This is a genomic window from Streptomyces sp. NPDC007264, from assembly GCF_042869095.1.
In the GTDB taxonomy this organism is placed as follows: Bacteria; Actinomycetota; Actinomycetes; order Streptomycetales; family Streptomycetaceae; genus Streptomyces.
The window spans coordinates 1-15,914 of sequence record NZ_JBIAFD010000017.1 but is presented as its reverse complement, the minus strand read 5'-3'; the positions used below and the strand labels follow the sequence as shown (position 1 = coordinate 15,914).

The window sequence follows — 15,914 nt, the reverse complement described above, 5'->3', positions numbered from 1 at the left end:
GCTGATGGGCCCGTGCGGCGCCGACCGGCTCGAACGCCTCGGGTACCGGCCCGGCCCCGCCGTGTCCACGCCGCCCGCGGTCCGGTCACAGGTGGCGGGCGTCCACCGAGTACACCGAGCGGGCTCCGTAGGGGACGTACAGGGCGTTGCCGGTCAGCAGCACCGCCGCGCCCTGCGTGGCCGTGTAGGAGTCGCCGCCGTCGCTGCGGCCGGCACGGCTGCCCTCGACCTTGCCGGTGCGGCGGTCCAGGGCGGCGAGGCGGCCGGTCGGGGAGGCGACGTAGACGCGGGCGGCGGAGGCCACGGGCGGTCCCGGAAGCTCCACTCCGGAGTCGCCCGCCCAGTTCTGGCGGCCGGTGCGCGGGTCGATCGAGCGGATGCTGCCGTTGGTGAGCGCGAAGTAGAGGGTGCCGCCGGTGAGGCGGACGACGGCGGACGCGGGCTGCGGGCGGGTGAGCGGGACGCGGATCAGGCGGTGGGTGACCGTGTCCACGGTGGTGATCGTGCGGTAGGCGGTGTCGGAGTCGGGTCCGGCCAGCACGAGGCGGCCGTGGGCCTGCCCCAGCAGCGACAGGGAGCCCCCGGCCTTGACCGACCAGCGCGTGGTCCCCGTGGCTGGGTCGATCTGGGAGACCCGGGTGGTCCCCCCGGAGCTCTCGCACCGGAGGTAGGGCCGGCCGCCGGCCGCCGCCACGGTGCAGCTGTGGTCCACGGGAAGGCGGTGCCGCCAGCGGACGGCCCCGTTGCCTGCGTCCAGGAGGCCGTACTCGTTGCCCTCGGTACCCATGAGGGTGAGGACGCCCTCCGGGACGACCGCGGAGCCGCCTTGGTCGGGGTCGGGCGCGGAGGGGGCGTCGCCGTCGCCGGTGCGGGTCGTCCACAGCACCCGGGCCGTCGTCGCGTCCAGCAGTCGTATCGAGTAGTGCTGTGTCGAGCCGGTGTCCCGCTCCTCGGCGTCGTTCGCGTACACGTAGACGGCGCCCCCGCGGACGCCGAGGATCGACCCGTCGGAGCCGGCCGTGTCGTCCTTGGTGGAGTCGACGGGCCGGGACCACATCTGGCGACCGGTGGCCTGCGAGAAACTCACGGCTTCCAGGTCGTCGCCCGCGCACACCAGCGAGGTGCCGACCAGTGCGCACCGGTTGAACGGGGCGTCCGCACCCTGGGCACCCTTCGCGGTCGCGTGCCAGGGCCGCCAGCCCGCGGGCAGTCCGGTGCGGTCGCCGGGGTGTTCGGACGTCTGCGTCAGCGCCACCACCGCCGTGGCGGCCAGGGCCAGGACCGTTGCCACTGCGCCGATCACGATCCGGCGGCGTCCGCGCCGGGGGCGCTCGGCCGGGTCCGGGTCCTCCGGCCGCTCCCCGCCTTCCGGCAGCGCCGGCATCGTCGGCATCCCCTGCTGCTCCGCGGCGCGGCGCGGGTCGGGCCGGGTGCCGTCCCGCAGGAACGCGAGGAGTTCGTCGGGGGTCGGCCGGACCTTGGGGTGCTTCTCCAGGCAGAGTTCCACGAAGGTGCGCAACTCGTCCGGGATCCCGTCGAGTTGAGGACTGCCCTCGACGACCCTGGTGGCCGTCTCGTAGGGGCTGGGGCTGTCGAAGGGCCCGCGTCCGGTGGCCGCGTAGGCCACGACCGCCCCCAGGGAGAAGATGTCGGCGGCCGGGCCCACCTCTTGCGGCGCCGAGAACTGCTCGGGGGACATGAAGGGCGGGGTCCCCATCACCCGGCCGGTCTGGGTGAGGACGTCCGCGGACGCGAACTCGGCGGCGCGGGAGATGCCGAAGTCGATGACGCGGGGCCCGTCGTCGGCGAGCATCACGTTGGCGGGCTTGAGATCGCGGTGGACGACTCCGGCGCGGTGGATGTCGCGGAGGGCCTCGGCGAGGCCGGCGGCGAGTTCCCGGAGTCTCGGCAGGGGCAGCGGGCCGTGGCGTCTCACATGGGTGCCGAGGTTCTCACCCGGTATGTAGAGCGTGGCCATCCACGGGCGCGACGCATCGGCGTCGGCGTCCACGACGGGCGCGGTGAAGGCCCCGCTCACCCGGCGGGCGGCGGCCACCTCGCGGCGGAAGCGGATGCGGAACTCGTCGTCGTCGGCGTACTGGCCGTGGACGACCTTGACCGCCAGACGACGGCCGGAGGCCGACCGCGCGAGATAGACCACGCCCATACCACCGGAGCCGAGGCGGTCCTCGATGCGGTAACCGCCCACCTCCGCCGGGTCCGAGTCGCGCAGCGACACCCGTACGCCCCCGTTTCGTCTTCCCCTGGAACCCGATGCGCCTCTGCCGCGGCCGGCCGCGGCGTTCAGAAGCGGATCGAGTTGATGGTCTCCGCTATCGAGTTGAGGAACCGGTTGATGGACGGAGCCATGCCGGTCGAGGCGAGGAAGAAGCCGAAGAGGATCGCCACGATCGCCGGGCCGGCCTTGACCGAGCCCCCTCGGATCATCACCACCAGGATGATCGCCAACAGCAGTACCACTGACAGCGAAATGGCCACAACTGATCACACCCTCGGTCGGTCCGCTCTCCCGGTCCGGGGCGCCGTCCCGTGCGCACCCCCGCCAGAACCATCGTGCCACCAACCCGCCCACCGTATGCGGCGGGTGAGGCATCGTCGGCCACACCGGTCCCGCCCGGGGCACCGCCCCGGGGCGGCGACGGCGCACACCCATTTCCGTACGGTTAATTCGGAGGGCCGGCGTCCCCGAATTCGACACTGATCGTTTCCATGCCCACACATCGCGTTCGCAGCACATTCAAATACACCAGAAAAAGCCCTGTCGGCCGGACATTCCGCCAGAGTCACCCGCAGGCGCTATGCCCGCTTCAGTCGGGATGAATGGGGACACAACACCCACACAACGGCCGTATGACATAGGAAAATCGACCCGCCCGCGGGGCGCTCCCGATGTGGGCAAGGCCACACACGAACATTGCTGGCTTCCATGAATCCGGGGTAGGCGCGCCCGATAACCAGCATTTACAGCGAGGGTTTTACTCACGCCCTCAGACAACGCTAGGGTGCCTCAGATGTTCCACCCCGCCTCGTCCTCCGCAAGAGCAACAGGCCCGTCCCACACCCCCGGAACCCCTCCCGCTCCCCGAGCTCCCGAACCGCGCGCCCCGCAGCGCGACGCCTTCTTCGACAACGCCAAGTACCTGGCGATCGTCCTGGTGGCCATGGGCCATTCCTGGGATCCCATGAAGGGCGACAGCCGCGTCCTGCAAGCGCTCTACATGTTCGTCTACGCCTTCCACATGCCGGCGTTCATCCTCATCTCCGGCTACTTCTCCCGCAGTTTCGACATGCGCCCCGACCGGCTGAAACGGCTGGTGACGGGTGTCGTCGTGCCGTACGTCGTGTTCGAGACCGCGTACGTCCTCTTCAAGCGCACGGTCGGCGGCGACCCGGGCCTCCCGATCAGCCTGCTCGACCCGTGGTACCTGACCTGGTTCCTCGTCGCCCTCTTCGTCTGGCGGCTGACGGCCCCGCTGTGGAAACTGGTGCGCCGGCCGGTCCCGCTGGCCGTCCTCATCGCCATGCTGGCCTCCGTGTCGCCGGACATCGGCAACGACCTCGACCTCCAGCGCGTGCTGCAGTTCCTGCCGTTCTTCGTCATCGGCCTGTCCCTGAAGCCGGAGCACTTCCCGTTGGTGCGCCGCCGCGCGGTGCGCGTCCTGTCCGTTCCGGTGTTCGCCGGCGCGCTCGCCGTGGCGTGGTGGGCCGTGCCGAGGATGAACCCGGCCTGGTTCTACCACCGCGACAGCGCGCAGGAACTGGGGGTGCCGTGGTGGTGCGGGCCGGTGATGGTGCTCGCGCTGCTGGGCTGCTCCCTGCTGCTCACGGTCTGCTTCTTCGCCTGGGTGCCGCGCCGCCCGATGTGGTTCACCTCGCTCGGCGCGGGCACCCTGTACGGCTATCTGCTGCACGGGTTCTTCATCAAGGGCGCGGACTACCGGGGCTGGTACGAACCGGCGTGGCTGCACGGGCCGCCGGGTGCGGTGGCGGTGACCGTCGGTGCGGGGGTCCTGGTGACCGCCCTGTGCACCTTCCCGGTGCGCAGGGCCCTGCGGCCGGTGATGGAGCCGGAGATGCGGTGGGCGTTCAGGAGGGACGCGACGGAAGCGGCGGGCCGACGGTCCGCCGCGACGGCCGGGTGACGGCAGCCGCCGAGTGACGGCAGCCGCCGGGTGACCGGGGCACGGCAGCCGCCGGGTGACGGCACCGGCCGGGTGACCGGGTGACAGCAGCGGCCGGGTGACGGCAGCCGCCGCGACGGCCGGCTGACGGCGGTACGGCGGCCACCGTCGCGCGTCCGGGGCCGGGCCGTCCCCGGCGGGGCGGCCCGGCCCCGCTACGAGGCGCCCTTGAGGTGCCTCATCAGCCTCTCGAAGTCCGCCCACCCCGAAAGGTCCGCGGGGTCGCCCGGCAGCGGGTAGTACAGCGCCGGGCGGGTCCTCGGACCCAGGGGGACGGGGGCCTCGGCCAGCGGGGTGCGGCGCGCCCGGTCGCCGGGCATCGCGCGGACCTCCTCGGCGCCCAGCACGAACGCGAACGGGACGCCCGGGCCCTCGAACCGCGGCGGCACGGACAGGTCACGGCGGGCCTTGCGGATCTGGACCAGCATCGACTGCAGGTGGTGCCGCGTGGCGAGCGCCTCGGCGGCGGCGCGCACGGCGTCCGTGGGCACCTCCTCCCCCGGCCCGTAGCCGAACGCCAGTGTGATGTCCTCCTCGACACCGCCCTTCGTGCGGCTGATGCGGACCGTCGCGAGCCCGGGGCGCTCCGGGGTGCCGACCACGACCAGCCAGGTCGGCTCGGGCGCCCGCTCGAAGGCCACATCCGTCAACTGGCGCAGCGACCAGGGGAGGTTGGCGGGCTCCTCCGTGCCCCAGCCGGCCGGCGGCTCACCGGTGATCTCGCGCCACACCGATTCCAGGGCGCCGCCGAGCACCAGCCGGTCGTCCGCCGGGTGGATCGCCCGGTAGGAGATCGCGAGTTGCCGTTCTCCGGAGGCCGCGTCCTCGGCGAGGTCCTTGCCGAAGGCGTCGGCCACGGGCGTGTGCGGGTCCTGCGGTGTGGCGTCCGGCGACTCCACGGTCACGAACAGGCCGCTGCGCCACTCCAGCACGGCCCCGGACAGCCCGTCGTAGTACCCGTCCTTCTCGTCCTGCACGACCCAGCGCGAGGGCCAGCCGGGCAGGCTGCCCCGGACGGCGGGGGACAGCCGGGTGCCCGCGGGCGTGACGATCTGCAGGCCGAGTTCGGCGTTCGCGGCCGCGCGCAGCGCGTCGGAGAGCCACGCCGTCATCGCCACCACCGGGCGGTCCTGGATGACGACGGCGACCTTGTCGGTGACCACGTCCAGCGCGGGCTGAGCCGCGGCGGGCGTGGGCACCACGCTCACCCCGTCGGTCTTCACCACGGCGAGGGAGGTCGCGGCCTGCGGCGGCCAGGCGCTGCCGCCGACGAGCGTGGCCAGGCGGGCCGCGAAGGTACCGGCCAGCTGTTCCGCCTCCTTGACGCCGGTGGTGGCGCGGGCCTCCGTCCACCAGTACGGCACCTCGGGCTCGCTCGCGCCGAGCAGCCGCTCGGCCTCGCCCCTGACCTGGACGAGCAGCGGTGCCTCGACGGAGACGAGCGGGCGCCCCTGGTCGTCGCAGAGCTGCACGACCGCGCCGTCGCCCTCCGTGCCCACCAGCTTGTCCGGGCCGCCGGAGAGCAGTCCCGCGATGACGCTCAGCGGGTCGGGCATCTTCTTCGTGAGGGCGATGACGTCCTTGGTCATGGGCTCGGCCGGTCCTTCGTGCTGCTCGCTTCGGGTGGGGTACGTCGCTGCTGTCCCGGACGCCCCGGGGGCCGCCCGCGGTTCACCGCGCGCCCGCGTACACGGTCTGGATCAGCCGGTTGGGCTCGCCCCGGCGCACCAGCACCCCGCGCCCCGACGGCTGCTGGGTGGCGTACACACCGGGGAAGAGCTGGCCCTCGCTGCGGTCGCCCGCCATCACCAGCGCCGAGGCGCCCGACTCCCGCAGGCCCTGCAGCAGCGGCTCGTACAGACCGCGGGAGGCGCCCGCGACACGCCGGGTGACGACGAAGTGGAGGCCGATGTCGACGGCCGAGGGGATGTAGGGGACGAAGGGGGCCAGCGGCTGCTGCCCGGCCGTGGTCAGGACGTCGTAGTCGTCGACCAGGATCACGATCCGCGGCCCGGAGCCCCAGCTGCCCGGCTCCAGGTCCTCGCTGTCCGCGCTCTCGTCGGGCAGCCGCTTCTCCAGCTCGCCCGCGATGCCCGCCGCCAGGGCCCCGGCCAGCTTGGAGTTGTAGGCGTAGCCGCCGCGGTACTCCTCGGGGATCGCGCCGCGCAGGCCCCGGCGCGGGTCCATGATGCCGAAGACCAGCTCGTCCGCGCTGTAGCGCTCGATGAGGCCGTCCGCGACGACCTTCAGCAGGTTGGTCTTGCCGCACTCGCTGTCGCCCATGATCAGCAGGTGCTGGTCGTGTTGGAACAGATCGAGCAGGACGGGCGCCAGCTGGGTCTGGTCCAGTCCGATCGGCACCCGGCGCGGCTCCGCCACCGGGCCCGGCAGCAGCTGGGGTTCCAGGACGTGCGGCAGCACACGGACCGGCTGGGCGACCTCGCCGGTCCAGGTGGCGCGGATCGTACGGGCCGTGCGCTCCAGGACCGAGCCGAGGTCCGCGGCGTCGGCGAGGCCGTCCGTGCGCCCCAGCGCGACCTGCGCGAAGAGCTTGCCGTCGGTGAGGACCCGGCCCTTCTCCTCCGGCCCGAGGGTCTCGGCGAGCTTGCGGTCGATGCTGGACTCGCTCGCGTCGTTCAGCCGCAGCTCGACGCGGGTGCCGAACTGGGACTGGGTGGCGATGCGGACGTCGTTCCAGCGGAGCATGCCCGCGACGACGTGGATGCCGTAGCCGCCGCCCCGTTTGAGGATGTCGACGACCGCGTCGTCCAGTTCCTCGAAGTCGTCGCGCAGGGCGCCGAAGCCGTCGATGACCAGCACGATCTCCGTGGAGGCCAGCTCCGGGACGCGGCCCGCCGCGCGCAGGTCGCGCAACTGCTCCAGCGAGTCGATGTTGTGGACGCGGAACAGTTCCTCGCGCTGGTCGAGCATGCCGCGCACGGAGTCGATGGTGCGGGCGGCGCGCTCACGGTCGGCGCGGCCCGCGACCCCGCCGACGTGCGGCAGCCCGCCGAGCGCCTGGAGGCCGCCGCCGACCAGGTCGAGGCCGTAGACGCCGACTTCCTGCGGGGTGTGGGTGAGCGCCAGGGAGAGGGCGAGGGTGCGCAGCAGCGTCGTCTTGCCGGACTGCGGGCCGCCGATGACCGCGGCGTGGCCGCCCGCGACCGTGAGGTCGAGGTACCACTGGCCCTGCCACTGCTTCGTCGGGTCGTCGAGGACGCCCATCGGCACCTGGAGCGGGCCCCTGCGCTTCGCCAGCTGCATGCCGCGCGCACCGACCTCGACGGGCCCGGCGACCTTGTCGAGGGCGATGGCGTCGGGCAGCGGCGGCAGCCAGATCTGCCGCACGGGCCGGGTGCCGGCGTGCTCGATCTGCTGGACCATGACGCCCATCTCGGTCGGGCCGGTCTCCCTGCGCCGCACCTGCGGCTCCTCGGGGCCCGAACCCTCGTCCTGCCCGAGGGTGTTGTAGGCCGCGTACTCGAGCGCGAGCGGGCCGGTGTCCTCCTCCTCGCGCTGCACGGGGCCGCGGTAGGCGCCGGAGACGTAGCTCGCCTTGAACCGCTCGTAGTGGCTGGTGTCGACCTTGAGATAGCCGAAGCCGGGCAGCGGAGGCAGGTGGAAGGCGTCCGTGGTGTCCAGGACCGTGCGGGACTCGTCCGGGGAGAAGGTGCGCAGACCCAGCCGGTAGGACAGATACGTGTCCAGGCCCTTGAGCTTGCCGCCCTCGATGCGCTGGCTGGACAGCAGCAGATGCACGCCGATGGAGCGGCCGATGCGGCCGATGGACAGGAACAGGTCGATGAAGTCCGGTTTGGCGGTGAGCAGTTCACCGAACTCGTCGATCACGACGAACAGGTGCGGCAGCGGCTCCAGGTCGGGGCGCTTCTCGGCGCGCAGGGCTGCGTAGTGGCCGATGTCGGCGACGTTCCCGGCGTCCTTGAGGACCTGCTGGCGGCGCTTGACCTCGCCCGCCAGCGAGGCGTGCACGCGTTCCACCAGACCCGCCTGGTTCTCCAGGTTGGTGATGACGCCGGCCACGTGCGGCAGGTCCGCGAAGGGCGCGAAGGTGGCGCCGCCCTTGTAGTCGACGAGGACCAGGGCGAGGTCCTCCGGGGGGTGCGTGGCGACCAGGGCGAGCACCAGCGTGCGCAGCAGTTCGGACTTGCCGGAACCGGTGGCGCCGACACACAGGCCGTGCGGGCCCATGCCCAGCTCGGAGGACTCCTTCAGGTCGAGCAGGACGGGCTCGCGGCTGTCGCTGATGCCGATGGGGACCCGCAGGAAGGCGCGTTCGCCGCGCGGCGCCCACAGGCGGTCCAGGTCGAGTCGGGCCACGTCGTCGATGCCGAGCAGTTCCGCGAAGTCCACCGGGCCGGTCAGCGGCGCGTCGACCATCGACTCGGCGGACAGTCTGAGCGGCGCGAGCATCCGGGCCAGGCCCTCGGCGAACGGGACGCTCACCTCGTCCACCGTGCCGTGCGCGCTGATCGGCTCCGCCTCGCGCAGGTCCTCGATGACGATCCGTGCCCCGTCCACGGTGATGCGGACGCCGACGTGGCCGGGCTCCTGCACCCGCTGGTCGAGCAGGTGCAGCACGGTGACGCCCATCTCGCGCAGGCCCACCGCGTCGTCGGGCCGCGGCAGATCGACCGCGTCCTCGCCGTGACCGTCGGTGACCACCAGCAGCCGGGAGGACATGGCGAGGGCGTCCTTGCCGGACAGGCCGCGGCGCACCTCGGCGGCGAAGGAGGCCCGGCGGCGCAGTTCCGGGCCGATCTGCCGGGCGAGCTGCGGCAGCGAGGGGGCGATGCGGCGGGCGGCGACCGGGCCGTCGAACTGCTCGCCGTCGAGCAGGTGCGGCAGCCACTTCGCCCATTCCCACTCCGCCATCCGGTCACCGGGCACGGCGAGCGCCATGGCGACGTCGTCGGGGGCGTGCGTGGCGGCGGTCTCGACCATCAGGGCGCGGGCCACGCGCAGGGTGTCCTCACGGGAGCCGATGACGCTGATGTTGCCGACCCGGTCCAGCGGTACGGTCAGCGGCAGTTCGGTGCCGGTGCTGAAGCGGGTCATCAGCGCGGACGCCTCGTTCAGCATGAACCGGTCGGGCGGGGTGAGCACGGACGACCCCTGCTGGGCGACCTTCAGGTCCCGTACGGGCATCTCGCCGGTGCCGACCCGTACGCGCAGGAAGTCGCCGTCGAGGCGGCGCCGCTCCCACAGCCGGGCCGGGTCGCGGACTATGTCGTACAGGGCGTCCGGCGGCGGGTTGAGCACCTGGGCCGTCTCGCGCCGTGCCCGCTCCTCCTTGGACAGTTCCTCCCGCAGGTCTTCCAAGTACGCGAGGTACGCCTCGCGTTGGGTGCGGCGGGTGCGCTGGGCCTTGCCGCGCTGGGAGAAGACCAGGGCCATGGAACCGGCGATGGTGACGACCAGGATGATCGCGCCGAGCCCCGCGAACTGGCTGTTGCGCACGACGGTCATCATCACGACGGACGACATCACGCCGGCCACGGGCAGCAGCGAGGTCGCGATGGAACCCGCCTTGCCCTCGGGCAGGTTGGGCGGCGCCTCGATGGTGCGGGGCTCGGGTGCGGCCGGCGGGCGGGTGGTGCGGGCCGGGCGGTGGATCAGTCGGGTGCTCATGTGCCGTGTTCCTCCCCCGGGTTCAACGGCGCTTCTGGGAGAGCTGGAAGACCTCCGCGGCGAGGCTGGTGGCGGCCTGCCGGGTCGCGTGCGCGAGGAGTTCGGTGCGGATGGTGCCGCCCGCGGCCAGATGCCGGTCGTAGGGCAGGACCCGGACCTTGGCCCCGGTCGCCTTCAGCGTCTCGGCGGCCCGGTCGGCGTCGAGCCCCGTGTGCGGCACCATCTCGGTGAGCGCGACGACGGTTCCCTCGATGACGTGCCGGGGCAGCCCGCGCATCCACTCCAGGACGGCGTGCGTGCTGGCGACGCCCTCCAGGGTGGCGGGCGCCGTCAGCACCCGGGCCTGGGCGGCGGACAGCGCGACCCGGGCGACCTCGGCGGGCAGGGTCTCGCAGTCGACGACGGTGACGCCGAAGTAGCGGCGCAGGGACACCATGACCTTCTCGTAGCCCTTGGTGTCCAGCATCGCGCCGATCTGGCCCTGGCTTCCGGGCAAGAGCCAGGCGTTGTCGGGGAGTTGGACGAGATAGCCGGTGACGTCGAGCAGCGACATCTGCGGTTCGACGATGCCCGCGACATCGCCCGTGGTCCAGCGCAGGGTCTCCGCGCCGAGCCGCAGCGGCAGCGAGCCGAGGGCGGGGTCGGCCTCGATGATGAGGGTCGGGTCGTGGCGGTAGTGGGCGTAGGCGGTGCCGAGCAGCGCGGCGACGGTCGTCTTGCCGGCACCGCCCCGGATGGAGGTGACGGCGATCTGCCGGCCGGTGGTCACGGCCTGCTGCAGCACCTCCGCGGTCGCGGTGGCCCCGGCGACCTCGCGGGCGGCGGAGGAGGAGACGGTACGGCGCACGGCGCGCAGCGCGCGGGCGGTGAAGGGTTCGCCGTGCCGGGGCTTGAGACCGGCCCCGGCGAGCCGCTTGTCCACGACCGGGCGGGAGTCGGGGGTGCGGGGCTGCGGCCGGGCCGCGGCGGCGGGCTGCTGGAGCTGCACGGGGACGCCCTGCTGACCGGGGTACGCCTGCTGGGGGGCGGCGGCCGGCTGCGGCACGGGCTGCTGCGGATGGCCGTACGCCTGACCGTACGCCGGGCCCTGCGCCGGAACGCCGTGCGGCTGCCCGGCACCGGCGGCGGGGTTGCCCTGCGGCTGCTGCTCCGGCTGCCCGGAGGCACCCCTCAGGTCGCGCAGCACGTCGCTCTGCCAGTTGTCGCCGTTCGGCATGTCGCCCTTCTCTCCTGCGCGCCCCGCCCGGAGCGGCCCACGGTGTGTCAGAACTTGTTGAGGAGCTGCCCGTAGATACCGAACACGCCGACGGCGAGCGGGAACAGCCCGATCACGCCGATGGACTCGATCAGGTCGGCGATGCGCCGCAGTCGTACCTGCACGTGCTCCGGCGGCTGCACGGCGAGGACGAGCAGCGGCAGCACCGCGGCCGCGCACAGCACGGCGAGCGGCCCGGCCCCGGCGGCGTGGTCCATCCACAGCACGACCAGGCGTACGACGAGCAGTGCGGCGGCGGCGAACAGCGCGACCACCTCGGCCACCAGCGGGAAGGCCCGGGCCCGGGACAGCAGCACCACGGCGACCAGCGACGCGAGGGTCACGGTCCACGCGGTCGGCCGGTGCGCGGTGGTCAGCAGCCAGCCGCCGGCGGCGGCCGAGGCGGCGGTGACGACGGTCGCCAGGGCGAGCCCGCGGTGGGTGGCCGCCAGCGCGTTGCCGACCTGGTGGCGGCTGACCGAGACGCCCGACGACCTGCGGTCGTCGAGCCCGGTCAGCCCGGAGGCCATCAGCGCGAGCCGCGGCAGCAGCCCGAGGAGCACCACGGAGAAGACGGCCATCACGGCGCCCAGCCGGGCGGGCTGGTCCTGTACGGCGGCCACGGCCTCCCACACCGCCGCGACGACGGCGGTGGCCCCGGCCCCGATGAGACCGCCGCGGCCGAGCGGCGAGAAGAAGGCGAGCAGCAGCAGCGTGACCAGCAGCGCGACCACCACTCCGGCCAGCCGGGCCGGCCCCGGCCAGTCGTAGGCGTCGGCGGCGGTCCAGGCGGCGAGCAGCCCGAGCCCTCCGGAGGCGAGCAGCAGGGCGGTGGCCAGACCGCGGTTGCCGTCCCCGATCCTGGCGACGACCGCCCCGGCGGCCAGGAAGACGACGGTGGCGGCCACGAGACCGGTCGTGAGGGACTCCAGCGCGAACTCGCGCCGGGCGAGCACGGCCGCGGTCACCGCGAAGACGAAGGTGGCCACGCCTGCGCTGATCCTCCGGGCGGCGGGCCGCCAGCGCCAGGCGCGCAGATCGAGGTCGTCGGCGACCTGGTCCGTGACGTCGTGCACGACCGGCGCGGGCGGCGCGGCGTGCGCGCGGACGAGCCGGAGCACGGCGCCGTCGGCCACTTCGGCCGAAGCGAGGGTGGCGTCGTGCGGCAGCACCGAGCCGTCGGAGGTGATCAACTGCCGCGTCATGGGGCGCGTGGCGGTCCGGTCGTCGAGCAACTGCAGGATGTCCGGGAGCAGTTGCCCGATCGGTGTGTCCGACGGCAGGACGATGTCGGCTCGCCGTCGCTCGCCGACGAGGGTGACCCGGCTCAGCTGGGCCCGGGACGTCGTTGCTGTGCTCACCACTTACGGGAACCTATCATCGCGATGTTGTCCGAAACGGGTCGTCTGCACGGCGGTGCCGTAGACGCACACAAAGCCTCCATGGCGTGCTCATGCCCTTCGCGCACGCGCCGTTCACCTCTTCTCCGCACCGTGCTGCGTGGCACCGCCGGAGGGCGTGGGCGAGGCGCTGTCCCCCGACGGGTTGTACATCTGCTCCTGCTGCTGTTGCTGCTTCTTCTGCTCGGCCTTCTGCTTGGCCAGCGTGGCCTGGAGGAAGGACCAGCCGATGCATCCGGCGCACAGCACGGCGGCGATGGCGATGCCCGCGAACACCTTGCCGAGGCGCTCGTCCACCGTGCGCCGGCCGCGCTGGGCGCCGAACAGCAGGGCGTCGCGCATCCGCCTGCGGCGCACCGCCACCGACTCGAGCAGCTGGCTGTCGTAGTCCCGTGCCATCAGTCGTCCCGTGCCGTTCCGTGCCGTCCTGTGTCGATGTGGTCGTACGTCGTCGCTGTCGGTCCGCGGCCGTGGTCAGTCATCGGCGCCGAGGCCCAGGTACTGCCGCATGGCCGCGTACTTGCGGGTGAGCCGCTCGGCGGTGGGGGCGTCGAGCGCGGCGAGCCGGTCCGGGGCGGCGTTGTGCGCGAGGTCGGCCGCCTTGACGAGCCGGGCGCCGGGAGTGGCGAGTACACGCCGCGCGTACGCCTCCGGGTGCTCGCCGGGGTGCTTGGTGACGGCCCGTACGACGTCCTTCGTCACCTGTGACAGCGAGGCTGCCTCCAGCCAGTCCTCGGTGAGGACGCCGTCCTCCAAGGAATCGTGCAGCCAGGCTGCGGCGACGAGTTCGTCCCCGCCGCCGCGTGCCCGCACGCCCTCGGCGACGGCCCGCAGATGCTCCGCGTACGGCCGCCCCGCCTTGTCCTTCTGCTCGGCATGCGCGGCACGCGCCACGGCCTCGACCTCGACCAGGCTCATCCGTGGTGATGTCCGCCGTTCCTGTGGCATGCGCGGCATGACAGGCTCCCCCTAACTTTGCCTCTGCAACATAAGGCATGGAGGAGCGGGGAGTACACCCCGGGAGCCGGCCCGGAGCCGGCCCCTCCCCGCCCGGGAGCAGGTCAGTACCCGGCCGGGCCGGGGGCCTGCAACTTCTTCACCTTGGCACTGGCGATGACGTTCCAGAGGAGAGTGAGGGGCGTGAAGAGCACCAGGGAGAGGGGACTCCACCAGCCCTGCCAGAGCGTCTCGGTGGTCAACTGCTTGTGGACGCGCATCCCGCACGAACGGCACATGGGTCCCTCCAGCTTCCGGAAGGTCATGAGCACGAGGAGCCCGCGGTGCGCCCGGAAGGTGACGTCGACGGCGGGGGCGCCCCCGCAGAAACGGCACACCAGAAACGTCCCCGCCCCCTGCGGGTACCCACCGGCCTGGGGGTGACCCCCCTGCTGGGCATAGGCGTTGGGCTGCGACTGCTGCGCATACGGGTTGGGGTACGGCTGCTGGGCATAGGGGTTGCCCTGCGGCGTGGTCATGGAGGGGGCTCCTGGGTGGGTGGGGCGAAGTGGGTTCTCGGGGTGGAGCGGGCGTCTGAACTGCGGGGGTGAGGAAGTGCTCACTCACCCTTGGCGAGCGCCTTGACCGCACCGGCGTTTGGCGCATCGCTGAGGGAGTCCGGCAGGGCACGTCCGAACTTGCCCACCGCAGGCTCGGCCAGCAGTTCTGCGAGGGCCTGCGACGGCGGGACACCCCGCCCCTTGGCCTTTTCCAGCCGATGGAACCAGCCGGAGCCCTCCATCAACGCCCGGGGGCCAGCGGCCTGCCGCGGTTCCCAGGCGGCGGCGTCGTCCTCGTCGCATACCCACACGTATCCAAGGACTGCGCCGTTGTCCTTGTCAGCCACCGCGAAGTACCGCACGGGCTTCTCGGTTTGGGTCTGATAACGCGGCGGCCCCGGCGACACCTGGTTGAACCACATGTCGTCATCGAAGCGCGGGTTGATCGGTCGTTCGTTGCTCATGATGTCCACATTCCATTACCTCTGCCTGATCCGCAACGAGGTCACGGCCTCGGCAGAACCTCCCCGTACACGTGCCACTTGCCTGCCTCGTCCGCGAACACGCGCGTCACCTTGTACTGGGTGCCGCGGGCGAGGAGCAATTCCCGTTCACCCGGGAACTCGGAGAGGTGATCCAGCCACAGGGCGGGCGTGCCCTCCGGCACCCTCAGATGCATCCACACCGGCTTCCCATCGAACGGTGGTGGCGGCGTCTTGCCGAGTGCCGTGGAGGTGTACGCCTTGTCATCGAAGACACCACCCTGCATATCCATCGGCGAATTCAGGTTGAGGTGATCGATTCCGGTACCGCGGACGATCATAACGTCCTCGGGCACGGGGCGGGCGCCCATGACTTTGTCCATCTCTTCGATCGTATGCAGCGTGTACGGGGACGCGTCCGCGCCGAAGCGCAAGTGGCTGTTGATGCTGTCGTACGCAGAGCCGGTGTAGGTGACCAGGGCACGCCTCGACTCGGGCTCGAGGTTGTCCAAGAAGTCGTTCCAGTACTCGTTGCCGTAGGCCAGCCCCGCCTCGTTGCTGACGCTGGGCGCGGGGTTCGTGCCGTGCGCCAGTTCGGCCGTGGCCACCGCGTGCTGGTCCTCGACCGAGAGCGCGTCGAATTCCTCATTCGACATGTGCGGCTTGTACTCGAACGGCTCATCCGCCCCGCCGTGCCCCGGCACGTCCGTGTCCGGGTGGCCCGTGGCACCCGGGGTGTCGGTGCCGTCGTGGACGGTGGTGTCCACCCCGTCGTGCGGGGCGCCCGCGTGGTCGCCGGCGTGGGCGGCGTCGTCCGTGTGGCCGGTGCCGTCGTGGCTCCCGCCGTGGTGGTCGTGCCCGGCGCCGTCGTGTCCCGGGCTGTGGGCGGTGTCGTGGGTGTGGCCGCCCGGGGCCGTGTCGTGGCCCGTTCCGTGGGGCGTGGCCTCCGGAGGGTGGCTGCCGCCGCCGGTGTGCGGTGTCGTGGTCGGCGCGTGGTCGTACGTCGTCGGGGCGTGAGCCGAGGCCGTCGGCGCGTGGTCGTACGTCGTCGGCGTCCCGGGCAGGTGCTGGCCCGGCGGGTCGTAGTGGGCGCCCGGTGGGACGTCGTAGTGGCCCCCTGCCGCCACCGCGTCCGTGACGCCGTCGCCCGCGCGGACCCCGGACAGCGCCGGCTGCTGGATCGTCCAGTGCGCCGGGAGTCCCGGAGCCACCTCGTGGGGTACGGGCGTCGTGTCGATCGTGCCGTCGTGACCGATGAGGTTGCCGTTCGTGTCCAGCAGGCGGCCGTCGGGCAGGTGGACCGAGCCGTCGGGGAGGGTGGGCACGTCGATCTTTCCGATGCCCTTGAGGGCCTTGGTGACATCGCCGATCTTGGACAGGCCCGCGCCGGCGGCCTTGCCGACATACGTCATCGGGTCGATGACCCGACC

At 72.6% G+C, this 15,914-nt stretch carries 12 protein-coding genes; 1 reads left to right on the top strand and 11 read right to left on the bottom strand.

Annotated features, from left to right (window positions below; translation table 11 throughout):
- Positions 1–85: 85 nt before the first annotated feature.
- Together ACFYMU_RS25895 and ACFYMU_RS25890 are read right to left on the bottom strand one after the other, a co-directional pair.
- Positions 86–2,239 carry a PQQ-binding-like beta-propeller repeat protein gene (locus ACFYMU_RS25895; protein ID WP_388377661.1) on the bottom strand — a complete coding sequence of 718 codons (2,154 nt, stop codon included), beginning with the start codon at positions 2,237–2,239 and terminating at the stop codon, positions 86–88.
- Between the two features lie 65 nt (positions 2,240–2,304).
- Positions 2,305–2,499 carry a hypothetical protein gene (locus tag ACFYMU_RS25890; RefSeq protein ID WP_388377658.1) on the bottom strand — a complete coding sequence of 65 codons (195 nt, stop codon included), beginning with the start codon at positions 2,497–2,499 and terminating at the stop codon, positions 2,305–2,307.
- Positions 2,500–3,032: 533 nt separating this feature from the next.
- On the opposite strand from ACFYMU_RS25890, the gene ACFYMU_RS25885 reads away from it, so the two are divergent.
- Positions 3,033–4,163, top strand: coding sequence for an acyltransferase family protein (locus ACFYMU_RS25885; RefSeq protein WP_388377655.1), 1,131 nt, complete (start codon positions 3,033–3,035; stop codon positions 4,161–4,163).
- Positions 4,164–4,357: 194 nt separating this feature from the next.
- Here the strand turns inward: ACFYMU_RS25885 and ACFYMU_RS25880 are convergent, their stop codons facing one another.
- The 9 genes from ACFYMU_RS25880 to ACFYMU_RS25840 all read right to left on the bottom strand — a co-directional run.
- On the bottom strand, positions 4,358–5,791 hold the full coding sequence (locus tag ACFYMU_RS25880; RefSeq protein WP_388377652.1) for a DUF6177 family protein: 1,434 nt from the start codon (positions 5,789–5,791) through the stop codon (positions 4,358–4,360).
- An 82-nt stretch (positions 5,792–5,873) separates the two neighbouring features.
- Positions 5,874–9,851 (bottom strand): type VII secretion protein EccCa, encoded by a 3,978-nt coding sequence (eccCa, locus tag ACFYMU_RS25875; protein WP_388377649.1) that lies wholly within the window; start codon positions 9,849–9,851, stop codon positions 5,874–5,876.
- Between the two features lie 22 nt (positions 9,852–9,873).
- Positions 9,874–11,067, bottom strand: coding sequence for a MinD/ParA family protein (locus ACFYMU_RS25870; protein WP_388377646.1), 1,194 nt, complete (start codon positions 11,065–11,067; stop codon positions 9,874–9,876).
- 47 nt (positions 11,068–11,114) lie between these two features.
- Positions 11,115–12,470 (bottom strand): type VII secretion integral membrane protein EccD, encoded by a 1,356-nt coding sequence (gene eccD, locus ACFYMU_RS25865; protein ID WP_388377643.1) that lies wholly within the window; start codon positions 12,468–12,470, stop codon positions 11,115–11,117.
- Positions 12,471–12,581: 111 nt separating this feature from the next.
- Entirely contained in the window at positions 12,582–12,905 is a 324-nt protein-coding gene (locus ACFYMU_RS25860; RefSeq protein WP_388377641.1) for a hypothetical protein, read from the bottom strand.
- A 75-nt stretch (positions 12,906–12,980) separates the two neighbouring features.
- Positions 12,981–13,454 (bottom strand): HD domain-containing protein, encoded by a 474-nt coding sequence (locus tag ACFYMU_RS25855; RefSeq protein WP_388377997.1) that lies wholly within the window; start codon positions 13,452–13,454, stop codon positions 12,981–12,983.
- A gap of 113 nt (positions 13,455–13,567) precedes the next feature.
- Positions 13,568–13,981, bottom strand: a complete 414-nt coding sequence (locus ACFYMU_RS25850; protein WP_388377638.1) for a hypothetical protein — start codon at positions 13,979–13,981, stop codon at positions 13,568–13,570.
- 80 nt (positions 13,982–14,061) lie between these two features.
- Complete coding sequence (locus ACFYMU_RS25845; protein WP_388377635.1) at positions 14,062–14,466, bottom strand: hypothetical protein; 405 nt, start codon at positions 14,464–14,466, stop codon at positions 14,062–14,064.
- A gap of 41 nt (positions 14,467–14,507) precedes the next feature.
- The coding region (locus ACFYMU_RS25840; protein WP_388377632.1) for an ADP-ribosyltransferase at positions 14,508–15,914 on the bottom strand (1,407 nt) is incomplete at its 5' end.

Bases quoted from the DNA above. Each gene is read 5' to 3' on its own strand.
- ACFYMU_RS25860 (WP_388377641.1), bottom strand. From the start codon at position 12,905: ATGGCACGGGACTACGACAGCCAGCTGCTCGAGTCGGTGGCGGTGCGC.
- eccCa (WP_388377649.1), bottom strand. From the start codon at position 9,851: ATGAGCACCCGACTGATCCACCGCCCGGCCCGCACCACCCGCCCGCCG.
- ACFYMU_RS25855 (WP_388377997.1), bottom strand. From the start codon at position 13,454: ATGCCACAGGAACGGCGGACATCACCACGGATGAGCCTGGTCGAGGTC.
- ACFYMU_RS25885 (WP_388377655.1), top strand. From the start codon at position 3,033: ATGTTCCACCCCGCCTCGTCCTCCGCAAGAGCAACAGGCCCGTCCCAC.
- ACFYMU_RS25845 (WP_388377635.1), bottom strand. From the start codon at position 14,466: ATGAGCAACGAACGACCGATCAACCCGCGCTTCGATGACGACATGTGG.
- ACFYMU_RS25850 (WP_388377638.1), bottom strand. From the start codon at position 13,981: ATGACCACGCCGCAGGGCAACCCCTATGCCCAGCAGCCGTACCCCAAC.
- ACFYMU_RS25880 (WP_388377652.1), bottom strand. From the start codon at position 5,791: ATGACCAAGGACGTCATCGCCCTCACGAAGAAGATGCCCGACCCGCTG.
- ACFYMU_RS25870 (WP_388377646.1), bottom strand. From the start codon at position 11,067: ATGCCGAACGGCGACAACTGGCAGAGCGACGTGCTGCGCGACCTGAGG.